This window comes from Pseudoalteromonas sp. C8 (assembly GCF_011378685.1).
Classification (GTDB): Bacteria; Pseudomonadota; Gammaproteobacteria; order Enterobacterales; family Alteromonadaceae; genus Pseudoalteromonas; species Pseudoalteromonas arctica.
Window position 1 is genome coordinate 1 of the sequence record NZ_WTKT01000009.1, and the last position, 24563, is coordinate 24563.

At 37.7% G+C, this 24563-nt stretch carries 24 protein-coding genes; 15 read left to right on the forward strand and 9 right to left on the reverse strand.

Annotation, left to right across the window (positions count from 1 at the left end):
- The first annotated feature begins 220 nt into the window (after window positions 1-220).
- Entirely contained in the window at window positions 221-856 is a 636-nt protein-coding gene (locus GQR39_RS10180) for an isoprenylcysteine carboxylmethyltransferase family protein (RefSeq protein WP_165735527.1), read from the forward strand.
- Window positions 857-949: 93 nt separating this feature from the next.
- Here GQR39_RS10180 and GQR39_RS10185 read toward each other — a convergent pair whose 3' ends face one another.
- From GQR39_RS10185 to GQR39_RS10195, 3 genes are read right to left on the reverse strand one after another with little or no spacing between them, the layout of a single operon-like run.
- Window positions 950-2968 (reverse strand): EAL domain-containing protein, encoded by a 2019-nt coding sequence (locus GQR39_RS10185; protein ID WP_165735528.1) that lies wholly within the window; start codon window positions 2966-2968, stop codon window positions 950-952.
- A 4-nt stretch (window positions 2969-2972) separates the two neighbouring features.
- Window positions 2973-3500, reverse strand: coding sequence for a YfiR family protein (locus GQR39_RS10190; RefSeq protein ID WP_007586256.1), 528 nt, complete (start codon window positions 3498-3500; stop codon window positions 2973-2975).
- A gap of 9 nt (window positions 3501-3509) precedes the next feature.
- Window positions 3510-5570: a TonB-dependent receptor gene (locus GQR39_RS10195; RefSeq protein ID WP_165735529.1), complete on the reverse strand. Its 2061-nt coding sequence runs from the start codon at window positions 5568-5570 to the stop codon at window positions 3510-3512.
- A 483-nt stretch (window positions 5571-6053) separates the two neighbouring features.
- Between GQR39_RS10195 and GQR39_RS10200 the strand changes: the two genes are divergently transcribed.
- From GQR39_RS10200 to GQR39_RS10220, 5 genes are all read left to right on the forward strand, one after another.
- Window positions 6054-6932 carry a sensor domain-containing diguanylate cyclase gene (locus tag GQR39_RS10200; RefSeq protein WP_165735530.1) on the forward strand — a complete coding sequence of 293 codons (879 nt, stop codon included), beginning with the start codon at window positions 6054-6056 and terminating at the stop codon, window positions 6930-6932.
- A 147-nt stretch (window positions 6933-7079) separates the two neighbouring features.
- Window positions 7080-7265, forward strand: coding sequence for an epimerase (locus tag GQR39_RS10205; RefSeq protein WP_165735531.1), 186 nt, complete (start codon window positions 7080-7082; stop codon window positions 7263-7265).
- 108 nt (window positions 7266-7373) lie between these two features.
- Window positions 7374-8390, forward strand: coding sequence for a kelch repeat-containing protein (locus GQR39_RS10210; protein ID WP_165735532.1), 1017 nt, complete (start codon window positions 7374-7376; stop codon window positions 8388-8390).
- Window positions 8387-9103, forward strand: a complete 717-nt coding sequence (locus GQR39_RS10215) for a Sir2 family NAD-dependent protein deacetylase (RefSeq protein ID WP_165735533.1) — start codon at window positions 8387-8389, stop codon at window positions 9101-9103. The genes GQR39_RS10210 and GQR39_RS10215 overlap by 4 nt, the downstream gene beginning before the upstream one ends.
- Before the next feature lie 121 nt (window positions 9104-9224).
- Window positions 9225-10022 carry a response regulator gene (locus tag GQR39_RS10220; RefSeq protein WP_165735534.1) on the forward strand — a complete coding sequence of 266 codons (798 nt, stop codon included), beginning with the start codon at window positions 9225-9227 and terminating at the stop codon, window positions 10020-10022.
- Between the two features lie 64 nt (window positions 10023-10086).
- Here GQR39_RS10220 and GQR39_RS10225 read toward each other — a convergent pair whose 3' ends face one another.
- Entirely contained in the window at window positions 10087-11400 is a 1314-nt protein-coding gene (locus GQR39_RS10225) for a M20/M25/M40 family metallo-hydrolase (RefSeq protein WP_165735535.1), read from the reverse strand.
- 388 nt (window positions 11401-11788) lie between these two features.
- Between GQR39_RS10225 and GQR39_RS10230 the strand changes: the two genes are divergently transcribed.
- From GQR39_RS10230 to GQR39_RS10250, 5 genes are all read left to right on the forward strand, one after another.
- Window positions 11789-12496 carry an SDR family oxidoreductase gene (locus tag GQR39_RS10230; RefSeq protein ID WP_165735536.1) on the forward strand — a complete coding sequence of 236 codons (708 nt, stop codon included), beginning with the start codon at window positions 11789-11791 and terminating at the stop codon, window positions 12494-12496.
- 961 nt (window positions 12497-13457) lie between these two features.
- The gene (locus GQR39_RS10235) at window positions 13458-13883 is read left to right on the forward strand and encodes a hypothetical protein (protein ID WP_076926134.1); all 426 of its coding nucleotides are present in this window, start codon (window positions 13458-13460) and stop codon (window positions 13881-13883) included.
- Between the two features lie 102 nt (window positions 13884-13985).
- A complete protein-coding gene (locus GQR39_RS10240) occupies window positions 13986-14306 on the forward strand; it encodes a hypothetical protein (RefSeq protein ID WP_145990803.1) in 321 nt (106 codons plus the stop codon).
- 136 nt (window positions 14307-14442) lie between these two features.
- A complete protein-coding gene (locus GQR39_RS10245) occupies window positions 14443-15093 on the forward strand; it encodes a GIY-YIG nuclease family protein (RefSeq protein ID WP_024591548.1) in 651 nt (216 codons plus the stop codon).
- A gap of 185 nt (window positions 15094-15278) precedes the next feature.
- Window positions 15279-15617 carry a hypothetical protein gene (locus GQR39_RS10250; protein WP_007586232.1) on the forward strand — a complete coding sequence of 113 codons (339 nt, stop codon included), beginning with the start codon at window positions 15279-15281 and terminating at the stop codon, window positions 15615-15617.
- Between the two features lie 131 nt (window positions 15618-15748).
- Here the strand turns inward: GQR39_RS10250 and GQR39_RS10255 are convergent, their stop codons facing one another.
- Window positions 15749-16429, reverse strand: a complete 681-nt coding sequence (locus GQR39_RS10255) for an SDR family oxidoreductase (RefSeq protein WP_165735537.1) — start codon at window positions 16427-16429, stop codon at window positions 15749-15751.
- 55 nt (window positions 16430-16484) lie between these two features.
- The gene (locus GQR39_RS10260) at window positions 16485-17483 is read right to left on the reverse strand and encodes a DUF4382 domain-containing protein (RefSeq protein WP_165735538.1); all 999 of its coding nucleotides are present in this window, start codon (window positions 17481-17483) and stop codon (window positions 16485-16487) included.
- A gap of 225 nt (window positions 17484-17708) precedes the next feature.
- On the opposite strand from GQR39_RS10260, the gene GQR39_RS10265 reads away from it, so the two are divergent.
- A complete protein-coding gene (locus GQR39_RS10265; protein WP_165735539.1) occupies window positions 17709-18566 on the forward strand; it encodes a mechanosensitive ion channel domain-containing protein in 858 nt (285 codons plus the stop codon).
- A gap of 287 nt (window positions 18567-18853) precedes the next feature.
- Here GQR39_RS10265 and astB read toward each other — a convergent pair whose 3' ends face one another.
- The 3 genes from astB to GQR39_RS10280 all read right to left on the reverse strand — a co-directional run bounded on the left by astB (window position 18854) and on the right by GQR39_RS10280 (window position 22422).
- Complete coding sequence (gene astB, locus GQR39_RS10270; protein ID WP_165735540.1) at window positions 18854-20200, reverse strand: N-succinylarginine dihydrolase; 1347 nt, start codon at window positions 20198-20200, stop codon at window positions 18854-18856.
- 635 nt (window positions 20201-20835) lie between these two features.
- Window positions 20836-21942: an L-dopachrome tautomerase-related protein gene (locus GQR39_RS10275; RefSeq protein WP_165735541.1), complete on the reverse strand. Its 1107-nt coding sequence runs from the start codon at window positions 21940-21942 to the stop codon at window positions 20836-20838.
- Window positions 21943-21987: 45 nt separating this feature from the next.
- Entirely contained in the window at window positions 21988-22422 is a 435-nt protein-coding gene (locus GQR39_RS10280) for a MarR family transcriptional regulator (protein ID WP_165735542.1), read from the reverse strand.
- 129 nt (window positions 22423-22551) lie between these two features.
- Between GQR39_RS10280 and GQR39_RS10285 the strand changes: the two genes are divergently transcribed.
- The 3 genes from GQR39_RS10285 to GQR39_RS10295 all read left to right on the forward strand — a co-directional run bounded on the left by GQR39_RS10285 (window position 22552) and on the right by GQR39_RS10295 (window position 24541).
- Window positions 22552-22980, forward strand: coding sequence for an organic hydroperoxide resistance protein (locus GQR39_RS10285; RefSeq protein WP_024598473.1), 429 nt, complete (start codon window positions 22552-22554; stop codon window positions 22978-22980).
- 161 nt (window positions 22981-23141) lie between these two features.
- A complete protein-coding gene (locus GQR39_RS10290) occupies window positions 23142-23498 on the forward strand; it encodes a metalloregulator ArsR/SmtB family transcription factor (protein ID WP_165735543.1) in 357 nt (118 codons plus the stop codon).
- A 32-nt stretch (window positions 23499-23530) separates the two neighbouring features.
- Complete coding sequence (locus tag GQR39_RS10295; protein WP_165735544.1) at window positions 23531-24541, forward strand: ArsJ-associated glyceraldehyde-3-phosphate dehydrogenase; 1011 nt, start codon at window positions 23531-23533, stop codon at window positions 24539-24541.
- Window positions 24542-24563: the final 22 nt, after the last annotated feature.

A 24563-nucleotide genomic window follows, 5' to 3' on the forward strand; every position in this document is an offset into this window, starting at 1 on the left:
ATATAAGCAGATTGGTATTATATAAAAAGTATGAGATCCTCATAAATCAAAGTTATTTTAAATTAATGGTATTAGTTAATGATTACTCGTTAACAAACCTCTGACTTAACTTGTTTATGAAGGCAATGAATACTAATATAATTTCATGACCTTATAACTAAAATTTATTGAGTTAGTTGTTTTAAAATTACTACCAATAATGATTGTGAGCTGTAACTAGATGCCCTATGAAACATTTTTAGATGACTCTACTTCGCTAGTTGAATTTACACGTATTTACTTAGCTATTTTTTATACTTTTGTTGCGGGCTTTTATACATTTAGAATTATTTATAAAAATCGAGACACACCATCAGGCGTTATTTATCCCGGAGATAAGTTTTGTACTAGTTGGTGGAACCATATGGTTTTTAAGTTTTTCAGAGCTGCTATTTGGTTTATATGTGTAATTAGAGTGTTTGTACCTGAGTTAGATAGCTACCTTGGGCTATTCCCAATTCTCAATGGCTGGCCAGGTGTATTATTTGGCGATATTTTATTGAGTGCAGGTTTTATTTTGACGATGTTTGTACATTTTCATATGGCAGCACTTTGGCGTTCAGGAATTGATCCTAAGGGACCACATGAGCTTAAAACATCAGGATTATATGAATACTCTAGGAATCCGATGTATTTAGGTGTTGTAGCTGCACAGGTGGGTTTCTTTTTAGCCTTACCTAGTATATTTAGTTTGATCTGTTTAGTTATAGGTTTTACAGCTATATATCGACAAACGTTAGTTGAGGAGGCTCATTTAGCTCATCGTTTTTCTACACAATATAAAGAGTATAAACAACTAGTCCCTCGCTGGTTATAGCTTGGGATTAAGCTTTAAATACATGAATTTTTAACGCAAGAGTAAAGAAGTGTTCTGTGTTGGCTTGCTAAAATCTAGCACGATAGACATAAATTAGATCACTTCTTTTTGTTTTATATACTTTTTCATAAACTCTTGTTTAGTAATTGCCTTTGAAAAAATGTAGCCTTGAATATAATCGCAAGCAAGCAGCTTTAATAGGTCATACTGTTTTTGTGTTTCAACACCTTCCGCTACCACCATTACATCTAGGTTGTGAGCCATAGTGATAATAGCCTTAACGAGAGCAATACTATTATCGTTTGATTCAATATCGCTTATAAATGAGCGATCTATTTTTAAAATGTCTATATCTAAGCGCTGTAAATACGCCAAAGAAGAATAACCAACACCAAAGTCGTCAATCGCTATGTCTATATTAATAGTGCTTAAGCGTTTTAATTGTCGCTGTATTGACGAATCTGGATCCATTAAGGTATTTTCAGTGACTTCAATTAAAATAGTGTTGGCGGGTAGTTGGTACTTTTTACTTGCAACAATCCATTCATCCACCCAGCAACCAGCGCGGTCAATTTCAAGAGGTGATGTATTTACACTGACTTGAATTGTCTTTTCACTTAAAACATTGAATTTGACGGTATCTTGAATTGCTTGAGATTTTACCCATTGGCCGATGTCGTTTATTAATCCGTTTTTTTCAGCGACAGGTATAAATTCATTGGGGCCTATTAGGCCTCGTTCAGGGTGGTTCCAACGAATAAGGGCTTCAGCTTTTGGTACTGATTTCCCATCAATTGAAAATATAGGTTGGTAATATAATTCAAATTGGTTTTTAACAATTGCAGTGCGTATCTCTTCTATCAGGCGACGCTTTTCTGTGGCTTTTTCTTCGATAGCATAGGAGAAAAACTCATAGCGATTCCGCCCTTTATTTTTAGATAAATACATCGCTTGATCAGCACGTCTAACGAGCTCTTCTACTGTTAAACCATCAGCAGGGAAAAACGTTAAACCTATGCTTGCGGTAACATAGACTGTTTCTTTTTTTATTTTAATGCTCTGCATTAAACTACTTTTTACAGCTTCGGCAATTTTTGATGCTTCATCTGGGCTATTTACACCCTCTAAAATTAATGTAAATTCGTCTCCACCTAAGCGTGCTACTGTATCTTTTGTTGTTATACAGCTTTGCAGCCTCGTTGCTACCTGGTGTAATAATAAATCACCGTAGTCATGCCCAAGGCTGTCGTTTACTTCTTTAAAACCATCTAAATCTATAAATATAAGTGCGAATTTCATTCCTTCAACACTTATTAAGCTTTGTAGTTTCTCGTAAAAATACCGTCTATTTGGTAAATCGGTTAACCCGTCTTGGTAAGCATATTGTTGCAACTGAATATTTGCATTTTCAAGTTCATTAGTACGAAGCCTAACTTGGTTTTCTAATGAACTTTCTCTTTGCTCAATGTTGTATAGCATATCGTTAAAACAAGAGGTTAATTGTCCTACTTCATCTTGTGATAGTTGTTTAGCGCGTAAGCTATAATCATGTGACGTTGTTATTTTATTTGCTGTTTGTGCTAAATATAAAATAGGGTTTAAAAAGCGGCGCCTTAGCAAAAGGGATAAAATGAGGCTGATAGCAAAGGTAAAGACCATCAAAATCATTATAAATTTAAAGTAAAAAGTGATTCTATCTTGAATGTAACTGTTGTTAGCGCGTATTTTTAATACGCCATAATCATGCATATCGAGCTGAAGGGGGGTATTAACCTCAATGCTTTGTTCTATTTCTTCATTTTCGGCTTGAGCAATAACAAGTTGTTCACCAGTCATACTCGTTACCATTATACTAATAACATCTGAGCGTATAAGTATTGGGTCTATAAGCTCTTGTACTGCATCTATGTCATTAAACATAAGTGCAGTAGTTATATTGGGTGAAAGCATTTTAGACAGCGACCCCAGGCTTTCTATTTGTTCTTCTTGAGCGCTGGTGATTTCATAAGCACTAAATACAATGGTTACTGTAGCGGTTGATACAAGTGCGACACTCATTAAGATGAATAATAATTTTTTGCTCATTGTATTTAATGCAAATAGTTTTTTCATTGCATTACCTATCTACAACGCGTGCAAGTCGTAGTACTTTTGAACTCATAGTAATGCCTGCATCTTTAAGCTGTTGTGGTGCAATTTCAAAGCGAATTTTACCACTGGAAAGAAAGAATCTGATATGGCCGCCATTTTCAATAAATGAGTCTGTTTCACCAATGACCATAATATTTTTTAGATCTAAAGGAGTTATGTTTTGCCACTGAGCAAATGTATCTGAGGTGATAAATAGCATGTTACACGCAGATGTAGTGACTTCATCAATAGTGACTAATTTATTATGTAAAGGTAATTTTTTTATAGTGCGATTTTTTAGAGCGGTGTTAGCCACATCAATAAAGTATTTATCAGGGCTACAAATAGTAAATTGATCAAGGGGTTCTAAATGAGAATCCCAGTGTCCAAAACGTGCAAAGTTATACAAGAAGCCTGCTTTTAGCATGTATTCTTTTTCAACAGCGTCAACGCTGGTACTTAAAAGTACCAAGGCTATCAAGCTTCTGTGAATTAGACTTCTTAATTTAATCATCTAATTAGCTTAGAAATTTGCTGAAATTGTAAACGTAATACATTCATCAATATAGTTTGGTAATGTATAGGTTTCGCGCGTATTACTGTACTCAATATGTGAACCTGAAAATAGGTTTTTACCCGAAACTGCAGTAGACCACACAGGAGTAGCCTGCCAATTCCAACTAACATCTAACGTTGTGTAATTATCAGTATTATATGCATTTGAGTTTACTGCTCGTAATGTCGCAAATACGTTATGGTCAGTTGAGAATGTATAATCGGCTTTTGCAAATAACTGCCTGTTTTTAGAGTCATACCCGATAGCGGGCTCTACTCTAGGAGGTAAATCGTAGTTATAGTCGGTGTAACTGTAACCAAACTCAGTATTGAGATTATCAATTGGTTGCCATGATATTACTAAGTCGAACCCTTTAGTGGTTGTGTTTGCTACAGATGCAAAGTCTAAATCTATACGAGTCATTGTTAGTGCTTGAAATACTTCTGGAATTCTCCCTGCTAGAAATAAATCAAGTATAGGAGTGAATTGTTCAGCATGCGTATTCATATCAATAACCGCTACGTTTTTAGCATCGGTATAATAAGTAGAAAGATCTAATGACCAATCGTTAGCAGTAAAACGGTAGCCTAATTCATAAGATAGATAGTTTTCTGATTTAACTTTGTCATTACCATTTAGGTAGGTTGCAATTCGGTAGTCGTCTATTTGGTCAAAGCCTGAACTTAAACCGGTAAGATCTTTAATTTCTGTACCATTAACTTTAAAATTATCGTTAAACTCAATTAATGTTGGTGTACGCACACTTCGCGATATTGCGCCCCAAGTAAGATGGTTATCTACTGGTTTGTATATAAGTCTTGCTGATGGTTGATTTCCCCAGCCAGTTAAATCGTTATGATCAAGCTTAGTACCGATAATAAAGTCGAGAGTGTCAGGAGTCACATTATATTGAGCTTGAACAAGTGCACCATATTGTTTGAGGCTATCAAAGTTTTTATCGCTATCTAAAAATACACTTTCTGCGAAAGATATAGAATTGTATCGGTAGTTCAACCCCCAATCTAACTGTAGAGATTGATATATAAAGTTCATTTGATAATCAATATCTATCGATTCAAAGTCTTCTTTAATATAATTTTGAGAGCCATTTTGTTTAAGCCAAGAAATTTGTAGCATTTGATTGGCATCTGGCGACATTCTGTTTTCAAGGCGCGCCATTATGCGCGAGTCTGTTCGCTTTAAATCATCTGAAAATGAAATGTTTTCGTTGGTTTCATCGACAACACCTCGGTAGTTTTGGCCAAGTGTGGAATGAGTTACATCACCCTGAAGTAGCGCAGACCACTCATCATTAGGGGTAAAGTCAGCTCTAAAACCTAAAGAATTTTGCTTAGTTGTGTCGTTAGGAGCGAGTGAGATCCCTTTTTTTGATTCATTAGCATCTTTTAAGTGCCCATACACACGGTAGCTGCCTATGTTACTTATATCACCACCGTAGCGAAGATTAGCATCAACATTTATTTGATTACCAGTTGTTACACTTGCGTATCCACCGCGAGTATCAATACTATTTTTAGTAATGATATTAATAACGCCATTATTTGCGTTACTTCCCCAAAGTAATCCGCCTTGTCCGCGTATAACTTCAATACGTTCAATATCGTACAAAGGAACGTTGAGTGTTTCCCAATAAACAGCGGCAAACTTTGGGGTATATAAGCTTTGTCCGTCAATCATAACCAATAATTTGCTTGAAAAGCGAGAGGCAATGCCTCTTGAGGAAATAGCCCATTGATTGTTATCGAGCTGACGGACAATTAAACCCGGCACCATTTTTAGTGCTTCAGGTACTGATGTAGCACCAGATTTAGTAATTTGTTCTTTACTTAATACATAAATAGATGAAGCGGTATCAAATGCTGATTGTGCTCTTTTCATCGCAGAAGTCGCTTGCACATCCATACCCATTAAAGCATCAAGATCGAGGTCTTCATCTTCAAACGGCTCAGCCGTTACAAGAGGGCACACAAAAAGTAATGGCCAAAATAAACGTTGTGATATTTTCACCCAAAAGTCTCCTGCGCAATCAAAAAATCAAAAACAATGACTGTTTTTGTAATACATGTGATATCACACAATATTAACATACATTAACAGCGTAAAAGTATAAATGCGATTAAATCAAAGCAACTAATTTTGTAGTAGTTAAAAAATTTAACTTAGGCCAATAAAACAGTAAAATTTAAAAAATAAAGTAGATACATTTTATACAATTACATTTATTAAAGAGTCAAAAAATAGAAGTTACTGAGAGTTATATGATTATATACTATTTAAAATTTAGTCTATTTTTGAAGGACTTCAAAGTATTTTACGCTTATTGATTATTTAACTTTGCATTTTATGCTTTTACAAGGGCGATATTAATTATACGTGCACGATTAATCTAACTTTGTATTAACTATTATTGTAGTTTCAATTACCTTTGCTTTTATTAAAGGTATATAGAATACTTAAATTCGCTTGGTTTTGCTTTGAAGGCACCAAAGTATGAAAAAAAATGAATTAATTAATGTAGAAGAAGTACTCGATTTAATGCTTGATGCGGTATGCGTGGTAGATAAACAAGGCACATTTGTTTTTGTAAGCGCAGCATTTGAGCAAATTTTTGGTTATACGGCCGACGAAGTTGTAGGCAAAAAAATGATTAACTATGTTTACGAAGGTGATCATTATAAAACGCATAATGCCGTAACTTCACTGTTGTCTGGCGAAATGGTGAACCCTCGCTTTGAAAACCGTTGGATGAGAAAAGATGGTCAGGTAGTTCATATATTATGGTCTGTTCGTTGGTCAGAGCAACATCAAGTAAGAATCGCTGTCGCGCACGATATAACTGAACGTAAAGTAATGGAAGATCAACTCCATTATATGGCACGGCACGATGTGTTAACTGGCCTACCAAATCGATCATTATTGATGAATCGATTAGAAAAAGTAATTATTAGTGCAACCAGAGACAACACGTTTTTTTCTTTACTGTTTATAGACATAAATGGCTTTAAAGCAGTAAACGATACTCACGGACATGAAATTGGCGATAAGCTTTTATGCGCTATAGCAAAAAGGCTTTCAGCGTCAGTAAGGCATTACGACACAGTAGGGCGTTTAGGCGGAGACGAATTTTTAATTATTTTAGATAACTTAAGTTCTAGCCACGAAACCGTCAGAATCAAAAATAAAGTCCTCACTGAGTTTAAAGCCGTCTTTAAGTTAGATGACGTACTACTAAATATTTCACCCAGTATAGGAATTGCAAATTACCCCGAGCACGGCCAAACAGATCACGAACTCATAAAGTATGCTGATGAAGCTATGTACAAAAATAAACAACGAGGCTTAGATAACGTAACCTATTTACCTCAATAACTAAGCTGAACTATCATCTTAGGTTAAACAATTGTCGCAGCGCCCTTGACTACAATGCCTTACTTGCTGACATATTTTTTAATATCGGTTTCCAGTGCTGCGCTAAAAAATCTATAAATGCTCTTACAGCAGTTTGTAGGTAGTTCCTTGATAAATAAACTGCACAAGTTATGTCTGGGTGATAATGAAGACAATTACCGTATCGGCAGTAATACATTTTTTACTAATGATGCAGGCGAAAGCAATATATTGGTCACTGATTATGCAAGCGCAATGGTTGATGAAGCGCAAAATGCAGCGTACTTAAATCAGCATATTAGTATTGCCTACTAATATGGTTACTAATCAAAAGCGTTTGATTATTTAGATATAACAATACTGGCTCATAAGGCTAAAATAATTTAATCTGAGCGTATTAATTCTTATTAAATTATTTGCCTTATGAGCCTTCTTTTTTCTCTTGCGTTAGCAAGCCTTCCCGCTTTACCAGAGCCTGTTGCAAATAATGCTGTGGCTAAAGTTATTGTTAAAAATCAGCCTTACTTTTTAAGCTTTATGGGGCTGGGGCGCGATAAACAATACTCGTCAGTGCATAATAAAGTGTGGGCGCTTAAAGTTGGCGATTCACAGTGGCAAACTAAAACTGGTGTGCCTTCAAGCTTGCCATTAAAAGGGCGCTTAGCAAGCACCGCAGTCGGCTTAGGCGAGTACGCTTATGTGTTTGGCGGCTATACGGTAGCAGAGGATCATACTGAAGTTTCAAGCCCCGACGTATATAGGTACGACGTAATAAAAGATACCTACACTCATCTTGCGAGTATGCCAGTACCCGTAGACGATAGCGTCGCGCTGAGCTACAAAGCGCGTTACATTTATCTAATTAGCGGTTGGCATAACGATGGCAACGTAAACTTAGTGCAAGTGTACGACACGCAAAATAATACATGGCAACAAGCCTCGCCATTTTTAGGTGAGCCCGTATTTGGGCAAGCTGCTGCAATTAGCGATAATACCATTGTTATTTGTGATGGCGTTAAAACACAAGCTAATCCTGATTCGCGTCGCTCGTTTGCAGGTGTAGCACAGTGCTTAAAAGGCACAATAGATTCAACTAACCCACAAAAAATAGATTGGCGTACGTTGCCACATCCAACAGGCAGCGCTCACTATCGAATGGCAGCTACCAGCTATAACGGCAATATTTATATGATGGCAGGCTCTAATAACCCATATAACTACAGCGCAATAGGCTACGACGGCAAACCTGCACCTGCAAGTGACCATGTTTGGCGCTTTAGTATCGAAAAAAACGAATGGCAGATTTTATCCCCAGTTGAAATAAAGAGCATGGATCATCGTGGTTTACTTGAGCACAGTGGGGTTTTATATCGAATTGGCGGCATTGATAACAGTCAGCAAGTAAGCGCTAAAGTACTCGGTTACGAGGCGCCAAAGTGAATACCCTTTACATTACCGGAGCGGGAGTCAGCGCTGCCAGTGGTATTCCCACCTTTAGAGGGGAGGATGGTTATTGGACCATTGGCAGTAAAAATTATACGCCTATGGAAATGGCAACGCGCGCAATGTACCAAAATGCCCCTAAAGAATTTTTAGCATGGTATTACCATCGCTTTGCAACGTATCGTAACCATGGCGCAAACGACGTACACCATTGGCTAAGTGATAAAAACCTAATTACTCAAAACATAGATGGGCTTGATGGCAAAGCGGGTAACAAAAATTACATAGCGATACACGGCAGGCTTGATCAAATGACCTTATTTCATGAGCAAGGTGAGCCAGTCACGCCACTTGCCACCCCGTGGGAAAGCGTAGACGAAAGCCGCCTGCAAGAGTCTCTTTTTGAGCTATTTAATATTCAACACCAAACGCCTGAGCTAAACCATTCATTTAAGCCCTTTGTTTTATTATTTGACGAATACTACACCGAGCTTTACAGAATAACACAAGCACAACAGCGTATGCTCAACGCCGATAAAATTGTATTTATGGGCACCTCGTTTAGCGTTAATATTACGCAAATGGCAATTGAAATAGCCCGAAATTACGACATTCCTGTTGAAGTGGTTGACCCTGAACCTGCACATATTTTGCACGCTAACGTCACATATAAAAAAATGAATGCATTAGATTACATTCAATCTAATTAATAAGTGCTATATTTTAAAGGGGTTGATAATGTTTTCTTAAATATTACAATCTCTTTATATAATATTAACGAGTCAAAAATGTTATTATTATCCTGATTATAACAATACTAAAGAGATCTGAATGAGCGACTTAACTGCAATAGCAAACTTGTCCATTTTACTTGTAGAGCCTTCAGAGGTTCAGCAAAAAATAATAATAAAATCGCTTTTAGAAAGTGGTGTAAAACAAGTTGAAACTGCATCTACACAAACACAAGCGCTTAGCTTATTAGCAAGTTATCACCCTGATCTAGTTATAAGCTCTATGTATTTATCTGACGGGACAGCCGACTCACTATTGCAAGAAATAAGATCAAACCCTATCACCGAGCATCAACCTTTTATGCTTATATCGAGCGAGCGTAATAAAAAATACCTTGAGCAATTACGTCAATCGGGTGTCCTAGCTATTTTGCCTAAGCCTTTTAGCGCAAAAGCCATTACCCGCGCACTCAAAGCAACCCTCGATATTATAAGCGAAGAAGAAGTCGAACTTGATCATTTTGACGTAACGCTGCTGCGAGTTTTAGTGGTAGACGACAGCCGCTTTGCGCGTAAACACATAATACGCGTACTTGCGGGTATGGGAATACCAGCACCGGTAGAAGCTGAAAACGGTAAAGAAGCTATTGAGCACTTAAATAACCAATCGTTTGACTTAATTGTAACCGACTACAATATGCCAGAAATGGACGGACGAGAACTAACAGAAACCGTTAGAAGCTCAAATAGTTACTCACATATTCCTATTTTAATGGTGAGCTCAGAGGCAAACGAAACGCACCTAGCAAATATAGCTCAAGCGGGAGTTGATGCTATTTGTGATAAACCGTTTGAACCGGCCACAGTGCGAGAATTATTGTTTAAAATAATGTCTTAAAAGTAAGTACAAGCGTAGGACTGTTATTATTTGGCCTACGCTCATCTTTAAAATACATTTACTATTACAGTTTTCCTAATCTATAAATGAGTAATGCAGTTTTTTTAATGTTTTTATCAAGGCTGGTTAAATCGGCTGTTTCGTTTTTAGTGTGCGCGCCGCTGCCCATCAAACCTAAACCATCAAGTGCCATATCAACATGGTTTGCCGCAAACGAAATATCAGCCGCACCTGCATTGCGTGGATTGGCGGCTACTACTTTGTTGAAGCCTAAATCGTGGCTTACGTCGCTGTATAATTCTAATAGCTTTTTATTGCCATCAGTTAATGCCATTGGCGGGTAACCGTCTTCAAAAATAAGCTCTGCTTTACTGCCATTTAAACTGTTGCTAGCAATGAGTTGCATTGATCTTTTTGCGTTTTCGAATTGCTTTGGCGATAGTGCGCGTAAATCACCTGCTACATGCACGGTTTGTGCTATTACATTACTTTTACCAAACGCCGTTGCTGACGAATTAGCACTGACGTAGTCGGCATTTGTACCACCTACAATAAGCCCTGGGTTAAATGTTAAATTAGGTTGCGTGGCAAGTTGCTCTCTAAAATCATTTAAAATGCGTGATGCTTCGTAAATAGCGCCATAACCAACGCTTTCGCTAAATATTTGTGACGAATGCGCTGCATTTGCCGTTACATTTAGCGTCCAACCGGTATAACCACGGCGCGCCGCCATAGCTGTTTTTATGTTGTTATCGCCATTTTCATAGCCAAGCGCTACGTCAGCCCAAATTGCTGCATCAACAATAGCTTGTTTAGATAAGCTAAGCGGGCGACCGCTGCTTTCTTCATCGCCAGTCAGTAATACTTTTATGCTTACATTTTCGAGTAAATTAAGGGCTTGTAAGCTTTTAAGTGCGGTAATTATTATCGTGTTACCGCCTTTCATATCGGCAACGCCTGGGCCACTGGCTGTATCGGCATCAAGTTGTTTGTAGGTAGTAAAGTTATCGTTTTTGGCAAATACCGTATCTAGATGGCCGATCATCAGTATTTTTATTGCATCGGGATCATTACTCTCATGGGTTGCTAATACATGCCCTGCGCGGTTAAACGCACTGCCATCCAGCCATTCTACTTTAAAACCAATGGCTTTAAGCTGCTCACTTGTCAGCGCACCTACTTTTTTTACACCTTCAATATTAAGCGAACCGCTATTAATGTTTACGGCTTGCTCTATTTCTTTAAGTGCGTGAGGAGTGTTTTTATCGACCTGTTTTACTATTTCACGCTCATTTTTATCAAGCGCAGCATGGCTTGTAAGCGGTAAGGTACTAGCGAGTGTGAGGATAAGTGCATGGCTAAATTTTAAAAATGACATAACAGCATAATAAGTGAGAAATAAGAGTATTTAATATGAAGTAAAAATACAGAGGATTCAATAGGGGTAGATTGTGATTTTTAACTAATTTTATAAGTAATAACGAGTTACAAGTTTAAGGGGGAATGCGTTATTGGTTTAAACACAGATATTTAAAATATAACCTCTTGAATAATAATCAACCTGTATAACTAAATAGCAATTTCCCCGATATTACTGACCTCCACCATTTTGGATTTTTGCTACATTTAGAAAAGATGAGACTGAACTAACTGTTTACAAATACTTATTTTATAGCTAGGGTAAAACCATTGTAATATAAGGACATTTATCGTTTTTTAGGTGACAAATGTCGTAGACTAAATTGTAAGATTCATAGGTATAAACAATGAGTAACTTAGTTGTATTAATAACGGGTGCTAATAGGGGAATAGGTTTCGAATTAGCCAGACAATACCTTATAAATGGATGGGCAGTAATTGCTACCTGTAGAAATCTAGAAACGGCGGTTGATCTCACTTCATTGAAAGGTAAGTTTCCAAATAAATTGTCTATTGAATTAATGGATATCACTTGCCCTGAAAAAATTAAGACGTTGGCAAGTAAACTTAATGAGGAAAATATTAAATTAGATTTAATAGTAAATAATGCGGGATATTTGGATAGAGAAAACACAAGTATCCATACTATTAATTATGCTAATGCTGAAATGTCTTTTAAGGTGAATTCACTTGGACCACTATATTTAACTCATTGCTTTTTACCTTTAATAAATAAAAAACGCTTATGTAAGATAGCCGTTATTTCTTCTGCTATGGGATCTTTGTCGCTAGAACAAAGTGTGGATTGGTATGGTTATCGAATGTCTAAAGCCGCTGCCAATATGCTAGTAGTGAACTTATCACAAGAACTTGTTAATGATAATGTGGCTGTGGTAGCTGTTCACCCCGGTTGGGTTCAAACCGATATGGGGGGCTCTACAGCAAGTGAAAATGTTGTAGATTCGGCTCTTGGAGTTATGAACGTTATTCTGAATTTATCTATTGATAATACGGGAAAACTTTATAGTTTTAATGGTGAGGAGTTACCGTTTTAATAAATATAACAACACGCTATGAGGTGGATAACTAGTAAAGTCAGCTATTAATTGCAAATTTTAAAACTGCTGAGCCTCTTCGTTTTAAGGCTATTAAATACGTCAATTCATTGTAGGGTGTTAACGCGGTTTAAGATCCATAACCCATTCATGCAACACTCTAGGTATGTAAGTGAGAAATAAGAGTATTTAATATGAAGTAAAAATACACAGGATTCAATAAAAGTGGATTGTGATTTTTAACTAATTTTATAAGCAATAACGAGTTACAGGTTTAAGGGTTATGAGGTGTACACGTTATTGGTTTAAACACAGATATTTAAAATATAACCTTTTAACTAATAATCAAGCTGTATAACTAAACGACGATTTGTCTGATATTACTGACCTCCACCATTTTGTTTTTTTGCTGTATTTAGAAAAGGTAAGGCGAAGCTAACTAACTGTTTACAGTTGTTTATTTTATAGCTAGGATAAAATTATTGTAATATAAAGACATTTGTCGGTTTGTAAAACGACAAATGTCGTAGACTAAATTGTTATGTTTCAATCATGGAAGGTGCAAATAAATATGTTTGGTTTTATATTTAAATATATATTCTTTAGTATTATTAACGTCGTTTTATTCCTTCTAGCAAGTTTTGCTTTAATGGCGTTGCTACCTGAAACTATCGTAAATGGAGATACATTCGAGTTGGTCTATGGAATAGTTTTTATTTCTTTTTTAGTTCTAACTGGCTTTGTAGTAAACCATCAAATCACCCCAAAAGTTGGCTTTATCGAAGGCTGGAAACTTGGGTTTCTAAGTATAAAAATGTATATTAAGCCCTGAGTAACTGAAACATAACAAGAATTTCAAGCAGGACAAAATATAGTTGGCTTTTTGTTCACTCCGTTCACCTATTTTAGCCAACTATATTTTGCCTCTTAAATGGGCGTTATACGCACAAAGGACATGTAGTTGAATAACGAAGCTGTTAAACCAAAATACTTAAATTACACTGAGATATTGGGTTTTAAAATTCCTTTAGTGTGGTGTTCGTTAGCTATGTTAATTGGCCTAATATTTCATGAAGTTGTAGAAGCTATTTTAGTACCGCCGCTAACGTTATTGATGGTTTATATTTGTCATAAAATAACCAGTTTTTTCCTGAGCTTTCAGGAACACAGTGGGATTTTGAGTGAGAAAGTTTATGGTGTGATAATTAGATTCATTTGGTTTAGTGCTGTACTTGGATTTTTCATATCTCTTTTTAGTGCCGCTTTTGAATCTGTAAACAACGAAGTAAATTTTGAATTTTTCAATGGTGTTTTTAGTATTGTCTATTTTGGTTTTGCTTTGGCAGCGGCTAATAAGTGGGGTAAAACCTATGTTCCCAAACATTAGCGTAATATGTGCGTATAACAAAAACATCAACTGGGAAACTACTCGCTGTAAAGCGCTCGTATTTTCCAGTTATATTAAGCGTTATGTGGCATGGAGTCAGCATTGAGTCAATTTGAACTAATTATAGGGTTGATAATCTGGGTATGGATATTCGTAAGCTCATTTCTGTTTAATTATTTGGAAAATAGTTGCATTGATAACATGCAAAAACATTCAGACTCAGAAATAGAGAACCCAAGTAAAAATTCTTGGATAAACCCTTTTGGTGGTTTTAAAAATTTATTGTTTTTTATTACCTATAAGCCTAAAACTTCTGACTCTACAGGTTTTGTTGTAGCGGCTAAAAATGGGAAAGTATTACAAGCGGTGTACTTCATTCAACTTATTTGTGTTGTTGGTGTATTTATAGCTTTTAAAGCTTAATAAAATTTACAGTACACTGCCACATAACAAGCACTTCAAACGGAACAAAAACAGTTGGTTAGGTTCCGCTTCGCTTCACATTTTAACCAACTATTTTTGTCCGCTTAAGTGGGCGTTAGCACTATCAGAGGTTCTATTGAAAGTTGAGAGTATTCGAGAATGCGAAAACGGTGAGTTTGTAGCAGATATACACCTTGAAAATGGTGAACACTATTTCACAACCGAATACTTTTCTACTTTTAAAAAAGCAGATGAATGGGTTACACCTTGGTGTGAGTGGGCGAATAAAGTTTCTTTTGGGACTATCGATAGCGTTTATTATATTATTCAGGTACCAGACTCTTGGGCTGGACCACCTAAAAATGCACACCCTTTACATGGGCTATTTATAAAGATTGGTAGATCTAAAAATGTACTCCAGCGTTTACAAAATTTACAAACTGGTACGTATGGCCAATTAATTATTGGCGCATTAGAACCAGGAGGCTCTGCTAGAGAGGCTGAATTACACCAAAAGTTTTCTCATCTAAGAAGACAAGGCGAATGGTTTTCTTGTAATGAACCTCTTTTTAAACATGTTTTTCGTACATGGTATAAAAATAAAATGCTTCCTCCTGAGCACCAAGAGAAAATGCAAATACTTGCGCAGCGTAGTAATGATTACCGTATTATGCGTGATCTAATTGGTGGAGCACCTGATACAGTAAATCCATCGCTTGACGATGAATGGCACGGAACAACTTTTGTAGATCTAGTATATAGTTCTTTGGCAAAGTCGTTAAAATAGTGCTAACAAGACGATCCAATAAGGACAAAAAACAGTTAGTTTTGCTCCAGCGTGAATTACAGTGACACCCAACCTAAATCTTGTAATGCTTTAAAAACGCTTAGGGTTAATTAAAGGAGCTCATTTTTTAATTGAATTTGGCTGTTGGAGTTATTTTACAGTCTCGTTAGTTGCCAAGGATAATAATGAGAACATTTCAGCTTTTAGGTTTTATACTTGCGATTGTTGGGTTTATTTTAGGCTACGTGATGCTAGCCCCAATTGATGGTGAAGCATCCGACGCTTCAGCAGGAGGTACAGGCATAGGCATTATGTTTATGGTGTTACCTATACTTGGTTGGTCTGCGTTAATATTAGTGCCCTCTTCAGTAGCATTGTTCAACCATGAAGTAAGAGAACGCACTTATTTCAGAGGCAATTTTTGGCTAAACCTTTGGAAAGTAAACCTAATTATTTCTTTTGGATATATTGCCGTTGTCTTATATTTTGCTTACATATGGTTTAAGGGCAGCATTGGCAATTAATAAGACTTTAAATGCGTAATACCTTTAATTCATTCTTACCTACTAACACCTAACCCAAACTAAGTACTAATAACCATCAGGTTTAACACCATTAGCATTAAACCTGACAGCCCGAACTCAACCAATCAACGTTAATTAGTCGGCATTAAATAAATCTCGCGTACGCTGTTGCGCTGGTTTGCTTCAATAGCAAACAATACCGCGTCGGCTACATCTTGCGGGTCGAGTTTGTCGGGTTTTGCTTCATCAAAAAACGGGGTGTTTACCATACCTGGTGCTATGGTTGTGCAGCGGCCGTTCCAATCGCTCATTTCCTCAGCTAAGTTTTGTCCAAAGCCATAAGCAAACCATTTAGTTGCCCCGTAAATAGAGCCTCCTAATGGCTTACGACCAGCAGCTGAGCTGGTTAATATAAAGTGACCTTTATTTTGGCGTAAATGCGGCAGGGTTAATTTTGCAGTCCACAGTAGGGCTTTAATGTTTATGTCGATCATAGTTGACCACTCATCGGGATCACCTTTTTCGGTGCCAGCGGTTGAAACACCCATACCCGCGTTAGCAAAGGCTACATCTAATCGGCCAAACTTTTCAATGCCTTTGGTAACTACGTTTTCAAGCGCGGTAAAGTCGGTTGCATCTGCGGCTACGCTCAGTGCGTTATCTGATCCTAGCTCGGCAACAAGTTGGTTAAGTTGCTCTTCTCTACGGGCGGTTAATATAACTTTATGACCGTTGTTTACTAAGGTTTTTGCCGTTGCTTCACCAATGCCACTAGAAGCGCCGGTTATGAGTACTATTTTCTCTTTTGCCATGGTTTTTTCCTTATTAACAAATGAATAAAGGCGCAGCTCAATGTGCGCCATGCAGTTATTGCGCTATGTCAAAATTGACTGATAAATCGTCAGCTTGCGTTAGGCTAATTTGTTTTAGTTGATAAATATTAAAATCAGCATCTATTTGCTCTGCATCGTCTATGTGTGCGCTACATGTATAAGCAAGTTGATAGTCGCCTGGTGTTATGAATGCGAGTTCAAATTCGTATTCATTATCGTCTGCATCAAATACAACATTGGCAGTAGCTAACGGAGCGTTATCAGGCGTTTGGTCATCTATTTCATGAATATCTGTTGGGGTTTGTGCTTGCGCAGAGTAAAGGTAAACAGCATGGCCAAATGATGAATCATCAGCAGCAAGATCAATGTTATCAGTCTCGCAATTGTTTATAAGTGTTTGGCTTACAGTGCCTTCAATATCTTGTGATTCAGAGAGGTTTTGTAAACGCACACCGCGAGGTTTTAAAAATACTTCGTTATTATTTTGTGGATCAACCAATGATTTTTTTAAATCAAACTCTAATACAAACTCGTTGTCGGTTTGATTGAGTGTAAAGCCATCTAGCTGAATTTCGCCCACGCCATCATTACCTTTTCTTTTTACGATAAGCGGTGCAATGCTGCCGTCTTCATAAACTACGTGAGATGTTAAGCTAAGGTTGTTTGTGTCGCCGTTTATTACTTGCGCGCGGATCCACGAATAATCACCTGCAGGTACTTCTTGATCGTCAAGTAATTGAAAAATATCGTCGCCCGTATAGTCTAGTAAATTGACCATTTGCGCTAAGGTGGAATCGTTTTTAGAGCGAGTTTCAAAGCTAACTTCTTCACCTTCTTGGGCTTTAATTGTTATTGAATCAAATACAACGTTAACTTGTTTTAAACCAGTGACTGGAGCGTCGGAAATACCTAAGCTAAAAGTGGTTTTATCACTTGTTTGCGGTGGGGTTGTTTCAGCATCGTCATTTGATGAGCCGCAGCCTGCTAAGGCAAAAATAATAGCGCTACTTAATATTGTTGATTTAAAGTTCATGGTTGTTTCCTCTTATTTGATTTGTTAAGTGTATGTATTTAACCCTTAACCTAAATTGAATTAAAAATATGAGAAGTTAGAACTTTAACATGCTGTTTTAAAAGTTTTTAATTTCATCGATTTAATCGTTTTTTACTATATACTCGCGCCACTTCTTTTGAAGTCGGTTTTTATTAGATTTAACCATTATTTTGCTGAGTTTCAGCCACATTTATCGGAACAAACATGAAAGATAAACTCTTAGCGTTTTGGCAAAGCCATTCAGAAACAATCATCACTTTAGGTTACAAGGTGATTTTAGCGTTGGTGATTTTAGTTGCGAGTGCCTTAATTGCACGCTCGGTTAAAAAAGCGATTAAAAACTCTAAATCCCCGTTAAAAAGAGTGGATAGTACGCTGCTTCCTCTTTTATCGAGTATTGCTGGTTATTTAGTTTATATAATTGGCGGTCTATTTATTTTAGATATTTTTGGCGTTAATACGGCAAGCTTAATTGCGCTAATGGGTGCTGCTGGTTTAGCGATTGGTTTAGCGCTTAAAAATACGCTGAGCAATATTGCTGCGGGTATTATGCTGCTAATACTCAGACCTTTTAAAATAGGCGATTTTGTTGATGCCAGTGGCACGCTTGGTACTGTGAGTGAAATAAATCTATTTACCACTATTTTTAAAACCACCGACGGCCTTTATATAGCATCGCCTAACGGCAAAGTGTGGGGTGGCAATATTAAAAACTTTACCCGTAATGGCAAAAGACGAATGGATATAGTGGTGGGTATTTCGTATGCCGACTCTATTGACGTTGGCTTAAATGTACTTAAAGAATTAGCCGCATCAGAGAGCCGATTACTCGCAGAGCCTGCACCTAAAGTAATGGTGACATCAATAGGCGAAAGCGCAGTGAACATTCAATTACGTGCGTGGGCTGTTAATGGTGATTATTGGCAAACTGTGTGGGATTTAAACAAACGCGTTAAAGAAGCAATTGAAGGTGCTGGGCTGAGTATTCCGTTCCCGCAGCGTACGCTGCATATATCTGAGTCTATGGCGTCGGCAATAACGGTTAATACCAATCCGCAATAATACTTAATCATTTTGCGGGGCTAAACGTGTCGCTACCTGCGTTAAAAAATTCTCATTTACGACTGCATGGATGCAGAAGGTAGAGCAATGCAGGAGCAATTGCCGAGAACAACTAAATAGCGAATTTTTTGCCTAGTTATCAACACGTTTTTCCTGCCTCAAAATAGATCACTTAATTAAGCGAATTGGTATAATAAAGACGTTTAAATTCTAGTAGCATAAGCACAAATAAAAATAGCGAGCCTTGGCTCGCTATTTTTGTATTAGCCTTTGTGTAGGCTGAGGTATTAACCTTCTAATTGAAAGTCGTACACTGAGCCTAAATTAAGTAGCTGCGTTAGCTCATCAAGTGCTTGGTAGCTTTCAGTCAATAGGGCTGAGTCTGCAAAGTCACTTGCGCCTAATTTGTCGCGGTAGTTACGTTTTGCCCAGTCACACAGCTGTGTGTATTTAGTATCAGTTAAAATAACCTCTGGGTTTACTGCAGCAAGTTCTTGCTCGTTAAGGGCTACACGTAAACGCAAGCAAGCAGGGCCGCCGCCATTTTGCATACTTTGGCGTAAATCAAAAAACTGTACTTGGTTTACTGGGTTATCAGCCATAATCATTTCTTCAATGTAGGCGTTAACTGCGCTGTTGCGTTTACACTCTTGTGGTGCAACTAACAGCATTGAACCATCATCAAGGCTCACTAGCTGGCTGTTAAATAAATAGCTACTTACAGCGTCGGTAATGCTTACTTTATCGGTAGGTACTTCAATAATATAAAATTCTTTATTGCCCACATACGCTTCGCGAATATCTTGCAGTGCCAAAGCTTGGTTTAAAAATGCTTGCTGGTGGCACAGTAATACATTGGCGTTACCTACTGCAATTACATCGTTATGAAACACGCCTTGGTCTATTACGTCTGGATTTTGCTGTAGTAAAATTTGGCTTGAATCTTTTAAGTTATGTAAGCGACAAATTGCTTCTGAGGCTTCGAGTGTTTGCCTTGCAGGAAACTTAGCTGGTTTTGGTAATTGGCTGTTAAACGCGCTGGCACCAAATACAAACATTTCAAGGCCTTGCTCGCCGTGGCTGTCACAAAAACGAGTATGGTTTGCTGCGCCTTCGTCGCCAAAAAAGCCTTGGTCGGGTAAATGGGTATGATGCGCAAAGTATTTGTCGTTGTTAAACATAGCCTTTAATAAGCGTGTAGTGGTTGCAGGCTCTAATGAACGATGAAACTTATTATTTAAATTAGCTGAAGTAAAATGTACTTTGCCGTCGGTTGTATCAGGAGATGGCGATACCGTAGCGGCATTGGCTGTCCACATTGCAGACGCTGAATAACACGCGCGTAATAAAATAGGATCTGCTTTAAATGCTTTATGAATTACTTGTGCATCATTACCGGTAAAGCCTAAGCGGCGCAGTACGTTTAAGTCGGGGCGCGCATGAGGTGCAAATACACCTTGAGTTAGGTCTTTGTCGTGCATGGCTTTCATTTTTTCAAGGCCTTGAAGCACGGCCTCTTGAGGATTTGAAAAGCTTGCTGCGTTATTTAACGAGGCAACATTACCATACGATAAACCAGCGTAGTTGTGAGTAGGGCCAACTAAGCCATCAAAATTAACTTCCAAAGCGTGCATACACGTTCCAACTAAAAATTTTCAATAGGGTGCAACAATACAACGCAATAGGGTTGCTTGCAAAGTTATAAACGCAGTGTTTTTACTAATTTTTTGATGTTTTTATATGTGTGATTTTTTGCAGGGAGCTTTGTTTTTATATCAGGTGGCTAATAAGTAATTAAATAAGGTTTATTCATAAATTTCATAGTGTGCAAAAGCTTAGCATAAAGTAGGTTTATACATTTAAGCTTTATGCCAAGCCTTTACACAATACGATGTTACTTAACATAGGCGCGCTCTTTATCAGCGGTTGTATGGGTATTTGTTGGATCATTAACTTGCCAAACGCTAATATCTAAACGCCATAAAAGATAAAGGGTATGGTATAAATTGAACATGGTTTTTCCTTAGTATTTTCACTGAACACATCAGTTTATAGGAAGAAGTATGCCAACATTAACTTGAATATTTTATGAATAAAAATCAGGTATTTAGTATTTAAGTGTAAATACATACTTAAGGATTAGCACCAAAGAGGTGAAGTATTACTAAAAGATGCACCAGTGTGGTGTGTTTTTAGCAAAAAGCCCTGCAACTATTGGGTCACTTAAATGTGCAAGGCTTTTTAAAAATGTAGTCACTTAAAAAGTAAATTAACGGCCTACTTTTCCTTTTACTAAAGGCTCGAACGACATTACTTTAAACTTGCCGTGGCTTTGATTTTTGCCATTATTAAGCACTGGAGAATTATGTAAATCGTCAACGGTAAAGTATATTTTATGATCGGCTCCGTAACTAAAACCATCAGGCCAGCTCAAACGTTCGTCTTTAAATAATACTTCGTAGTCGCCAGTGGGTTTAACTACGCCAATTGCGCCATTGGTTATGTCGGTTACATATACGTTACCGCCGCCATCAACAATAATACCGTCTGAAATTGGCTTAGTGCCGTAACGCGTAACTTTGTCTTCAAGCGCTTTAGCCGAAAGGCTCTCGTTATTTATAGCGCTGGTGGCAATGCGGTAAACCGACGTGCCCGACATAGATCCAAAGTAAAGCCAGTCTTCGTTAGGGTCAAGCGTAATAGGGTTAACACCTAAGCGGGCAGGTTGTCCGCCAAGGCTCATTGTGCGCCCATCAATAACCATATCGATATTTTCGGCAGTGGTGTAATGACTGTCTTGTAATACTCTGCGTGCGACACCTGTTTTAAGGTTTACCGTAATAATAGCGGCTTGGCTGCCTTGGGCTGTATCGGCAATGTATACAACGCCATGCTTATTATCGATGACTAAATCGTTTAAAAACGAGGTGTCGGTAATGGTTGGTTTAGCCAGATAAATGATTTTGTGCAGTTGCTCTTTGTTTGTATCCCAGCCTACTAAGCGCCCAGCGTGATCGGGTCCTGAGGTGTCGAGCATCCATAAAACTCCATCGCTTGATACGTTTATACCAAGAACATCGTAAAAACCTTTACCGTTATTGTACGCGTATGCCCACTCTTCATTAGGGTAGGGCTTAGTTGTACCATCGCTTAAAAGCTCCATAATTTTTTGCTTTTGGCCAAAAAAACCATGCACAGATAAAAACTTTCTGTCCGATGGAGTAATAGCAATGTTACCCGGTGGATGCTGCGCATCAAATGTGGCTACTGTTTTTAAATCAGCATTTTGATTATCGGTATTAGCAGATACGGCGTTGCTACCTAAAAGAGCCGTGCTACACGCCGCTGCTAATAGTAATTTTTTAATATGGGTCATTTTTAAAACCTTTTAAAACACGTTTATTGTTTAAAAATTAAGAGCCTAATCGGCTAAGTCGTTTACTACTAAATCGAGCAGCTGCATTAACTGCTGTGCTTGTGTTGCATCTACACTATCAAATTTACATAAAATATTTTTAGGAATATCGGCTGCTTTTAACTTAAGCGATTGGCCATCCTGGGTTAGCTGCACTAGGCGTTTGCGTTTGTCGTGCTCATCTTTAATAACAGCCAGTAATGATTTGTCGCTCATTTTTTTGAGTATTTGGGTCATTGCACCGCCGTCTATCGCGGTTTTATCTTTTAGCTCGGCAATTGTTATTTCGTCTTGCTCCCACAGGGCCATCATTACTACGTATTGTGGGTAAGTTAAATTTAGTTCGCTTAAAGGCTCGCGATACGCACGCGCAATGCTGTTAGATGCCATGTATAACCGATGACATAACTGATTCTTTAACTTTAATTGCTCAAACGACATAACTTTATCCTTCATTTCGATACATGCCATTTTAATTTGCATGCAAAATATTTGCAATCTCTAATTACTTGTTCTATTATTTTGCACACAAACTAAATTGATTGATATTTTTAAACTTTGGAGTTCATTATGAATGTATTACAAAACGTAGCTTACACAGCAAAAGCAACTGCAACTGGCGGCCGTGAAGGCGTAGCTAAATCTGATGATGGTCGTTTAGATGTAAATTTATCAACACCTAAAGGTTTAGGCGGAGACGACGGACAAGGAACTAACCCAGAGCAATTATTTGCCGCAGGTTATGCAGCATGTTTTATTGGCGCACTTAAATTTGTTGCAGGTAGCGAAAAAATAGAATTACCAAGCGACACGCATATTAACTCACAAGTGTCTATTGGCGCGATTGAAGGCGGTTTTGGGATTGCGGTAAAACTTGCTGTATCACTAGGTGATATGGATAAAACAGCAGCGCAAGAGCTTGTAGATAAAGCGCACCAAGTATGCCCGTATTCAAACGCAACACGTGGCAACATCGAAATAGAGCTTTCAGTTATTTAATAACTAAATAAAGAAAAGTTATAAAAGCACACTTCAGTTACTGAAGTGTGCTTTTTGCGTTTTAGGGTAAAATCACTTTAATATGTAAAAAATCATATATTCACTATTCCATATGTTCTGTTTTTGTTTTATTGTATGTGCACTAACACAGTGAGGACAGTATGGAACAATTCAACCCACTCCAATTTTATAAATGCCTAGCAGACGATACGCGTTTAAAGGCAATGCTATTAATTAACCATCAAGAAGAGCTATGTGTATGCGAACTGGTTGCTGCACTTGAGTTAAGCCAGCCTAAAGTGTCTCGCCATTTAGCGCAGTTAAGACAATGCGGATTATTGAGCGACCGAAAACAAAATCAATGGGTTTATTACAGTATTAATAAAGCCCTGCCAGAGTGGGCTAAAAATGTATTAACGCAAACCCTGACTGCTAACCCTTCATTTTATGAAAACGATTTAACGCGCTTAAATGTTATGGGTAATCGCCCTGAACGTATTACTAGCTGCTGCAACTAACTAATAAATTAACTTATTAAAGGTATTTAATTATGACTATTAAAGTAGGTATTAACGGTTTTGGCCGTATGGGACGTTTAACACTGCGTGCAGCAGTTGATTGGCCAGAAATAGAGTTTATTAAAGTAAATGATGTAGCGGGCGATGCTAAAACCCACGCACATTTAATTGAGTTTGACTCAGTACACGGACGTTTAGCACAACAGGTTTCTAGTGACGATAATAGCTTTAGTGTGGGTAAACACACGATTGCAGTTACCAACAACAAAACCATAAACGAAACTGATTGGTCAGATTGCGATGTAGTTATAGAAGCCAGCGGTAAAATGAAAACCACTGAGCTGTTAAATCAATATTTAGCGCAAGGTGTTAAGCGTGTTGTGGTAACAGCACCTGTAAAAGAAGACGGTATTTTAAATGTAGTTATGGGTGTAAACGATGATCTTTATAACCCAAGTGAGCATAAAATTGTTACAGCAGCTTCTTGCACAACTAATTGTTTAGCGCCAATTGTAAAAGTACTGCAAGAAAAAGTGGGTATTAAGCACGGCTCAATGACCACTATTCACGACATTACCAATACCCAAACTATTATTGATGCCCCTCATAAAGACTTACGCCGTGCGCGTTCTTGTGGTACAAGTTTAATTCCTACTACAACCGGTAGTGCAACGGCTATTACGCATATTTTTCCTGAGCTTAAAGGTAAATTAAACGGCCATGCTGTGCGTGTACCTCTTACTAACGCGTCAATTACCGATTGTGTTTTTGAGCTTGAGCGCGGTGTTACACAAGATGAAGTAAACACTTGGTTTAAAGATGCTGCAAATAATGAGCTAAAAGACATTTTAGGCTACGAAGAAAGACCGCTTGTATCTATAGATTACAAAACAGATCCGCGCAGCTGCACCATAGATGCCCTTTCTACTATGGTAATTAACAACACTCAACTTAAATTATACGCTTGGTATGATAACGAGTGGGGTTATGCAAACCGTACTGCTGAGCTAATGCTTAAAGTTGCAAAAAGTGATTTAGTTTAATCTCATTTAAAAGGTTTAACGC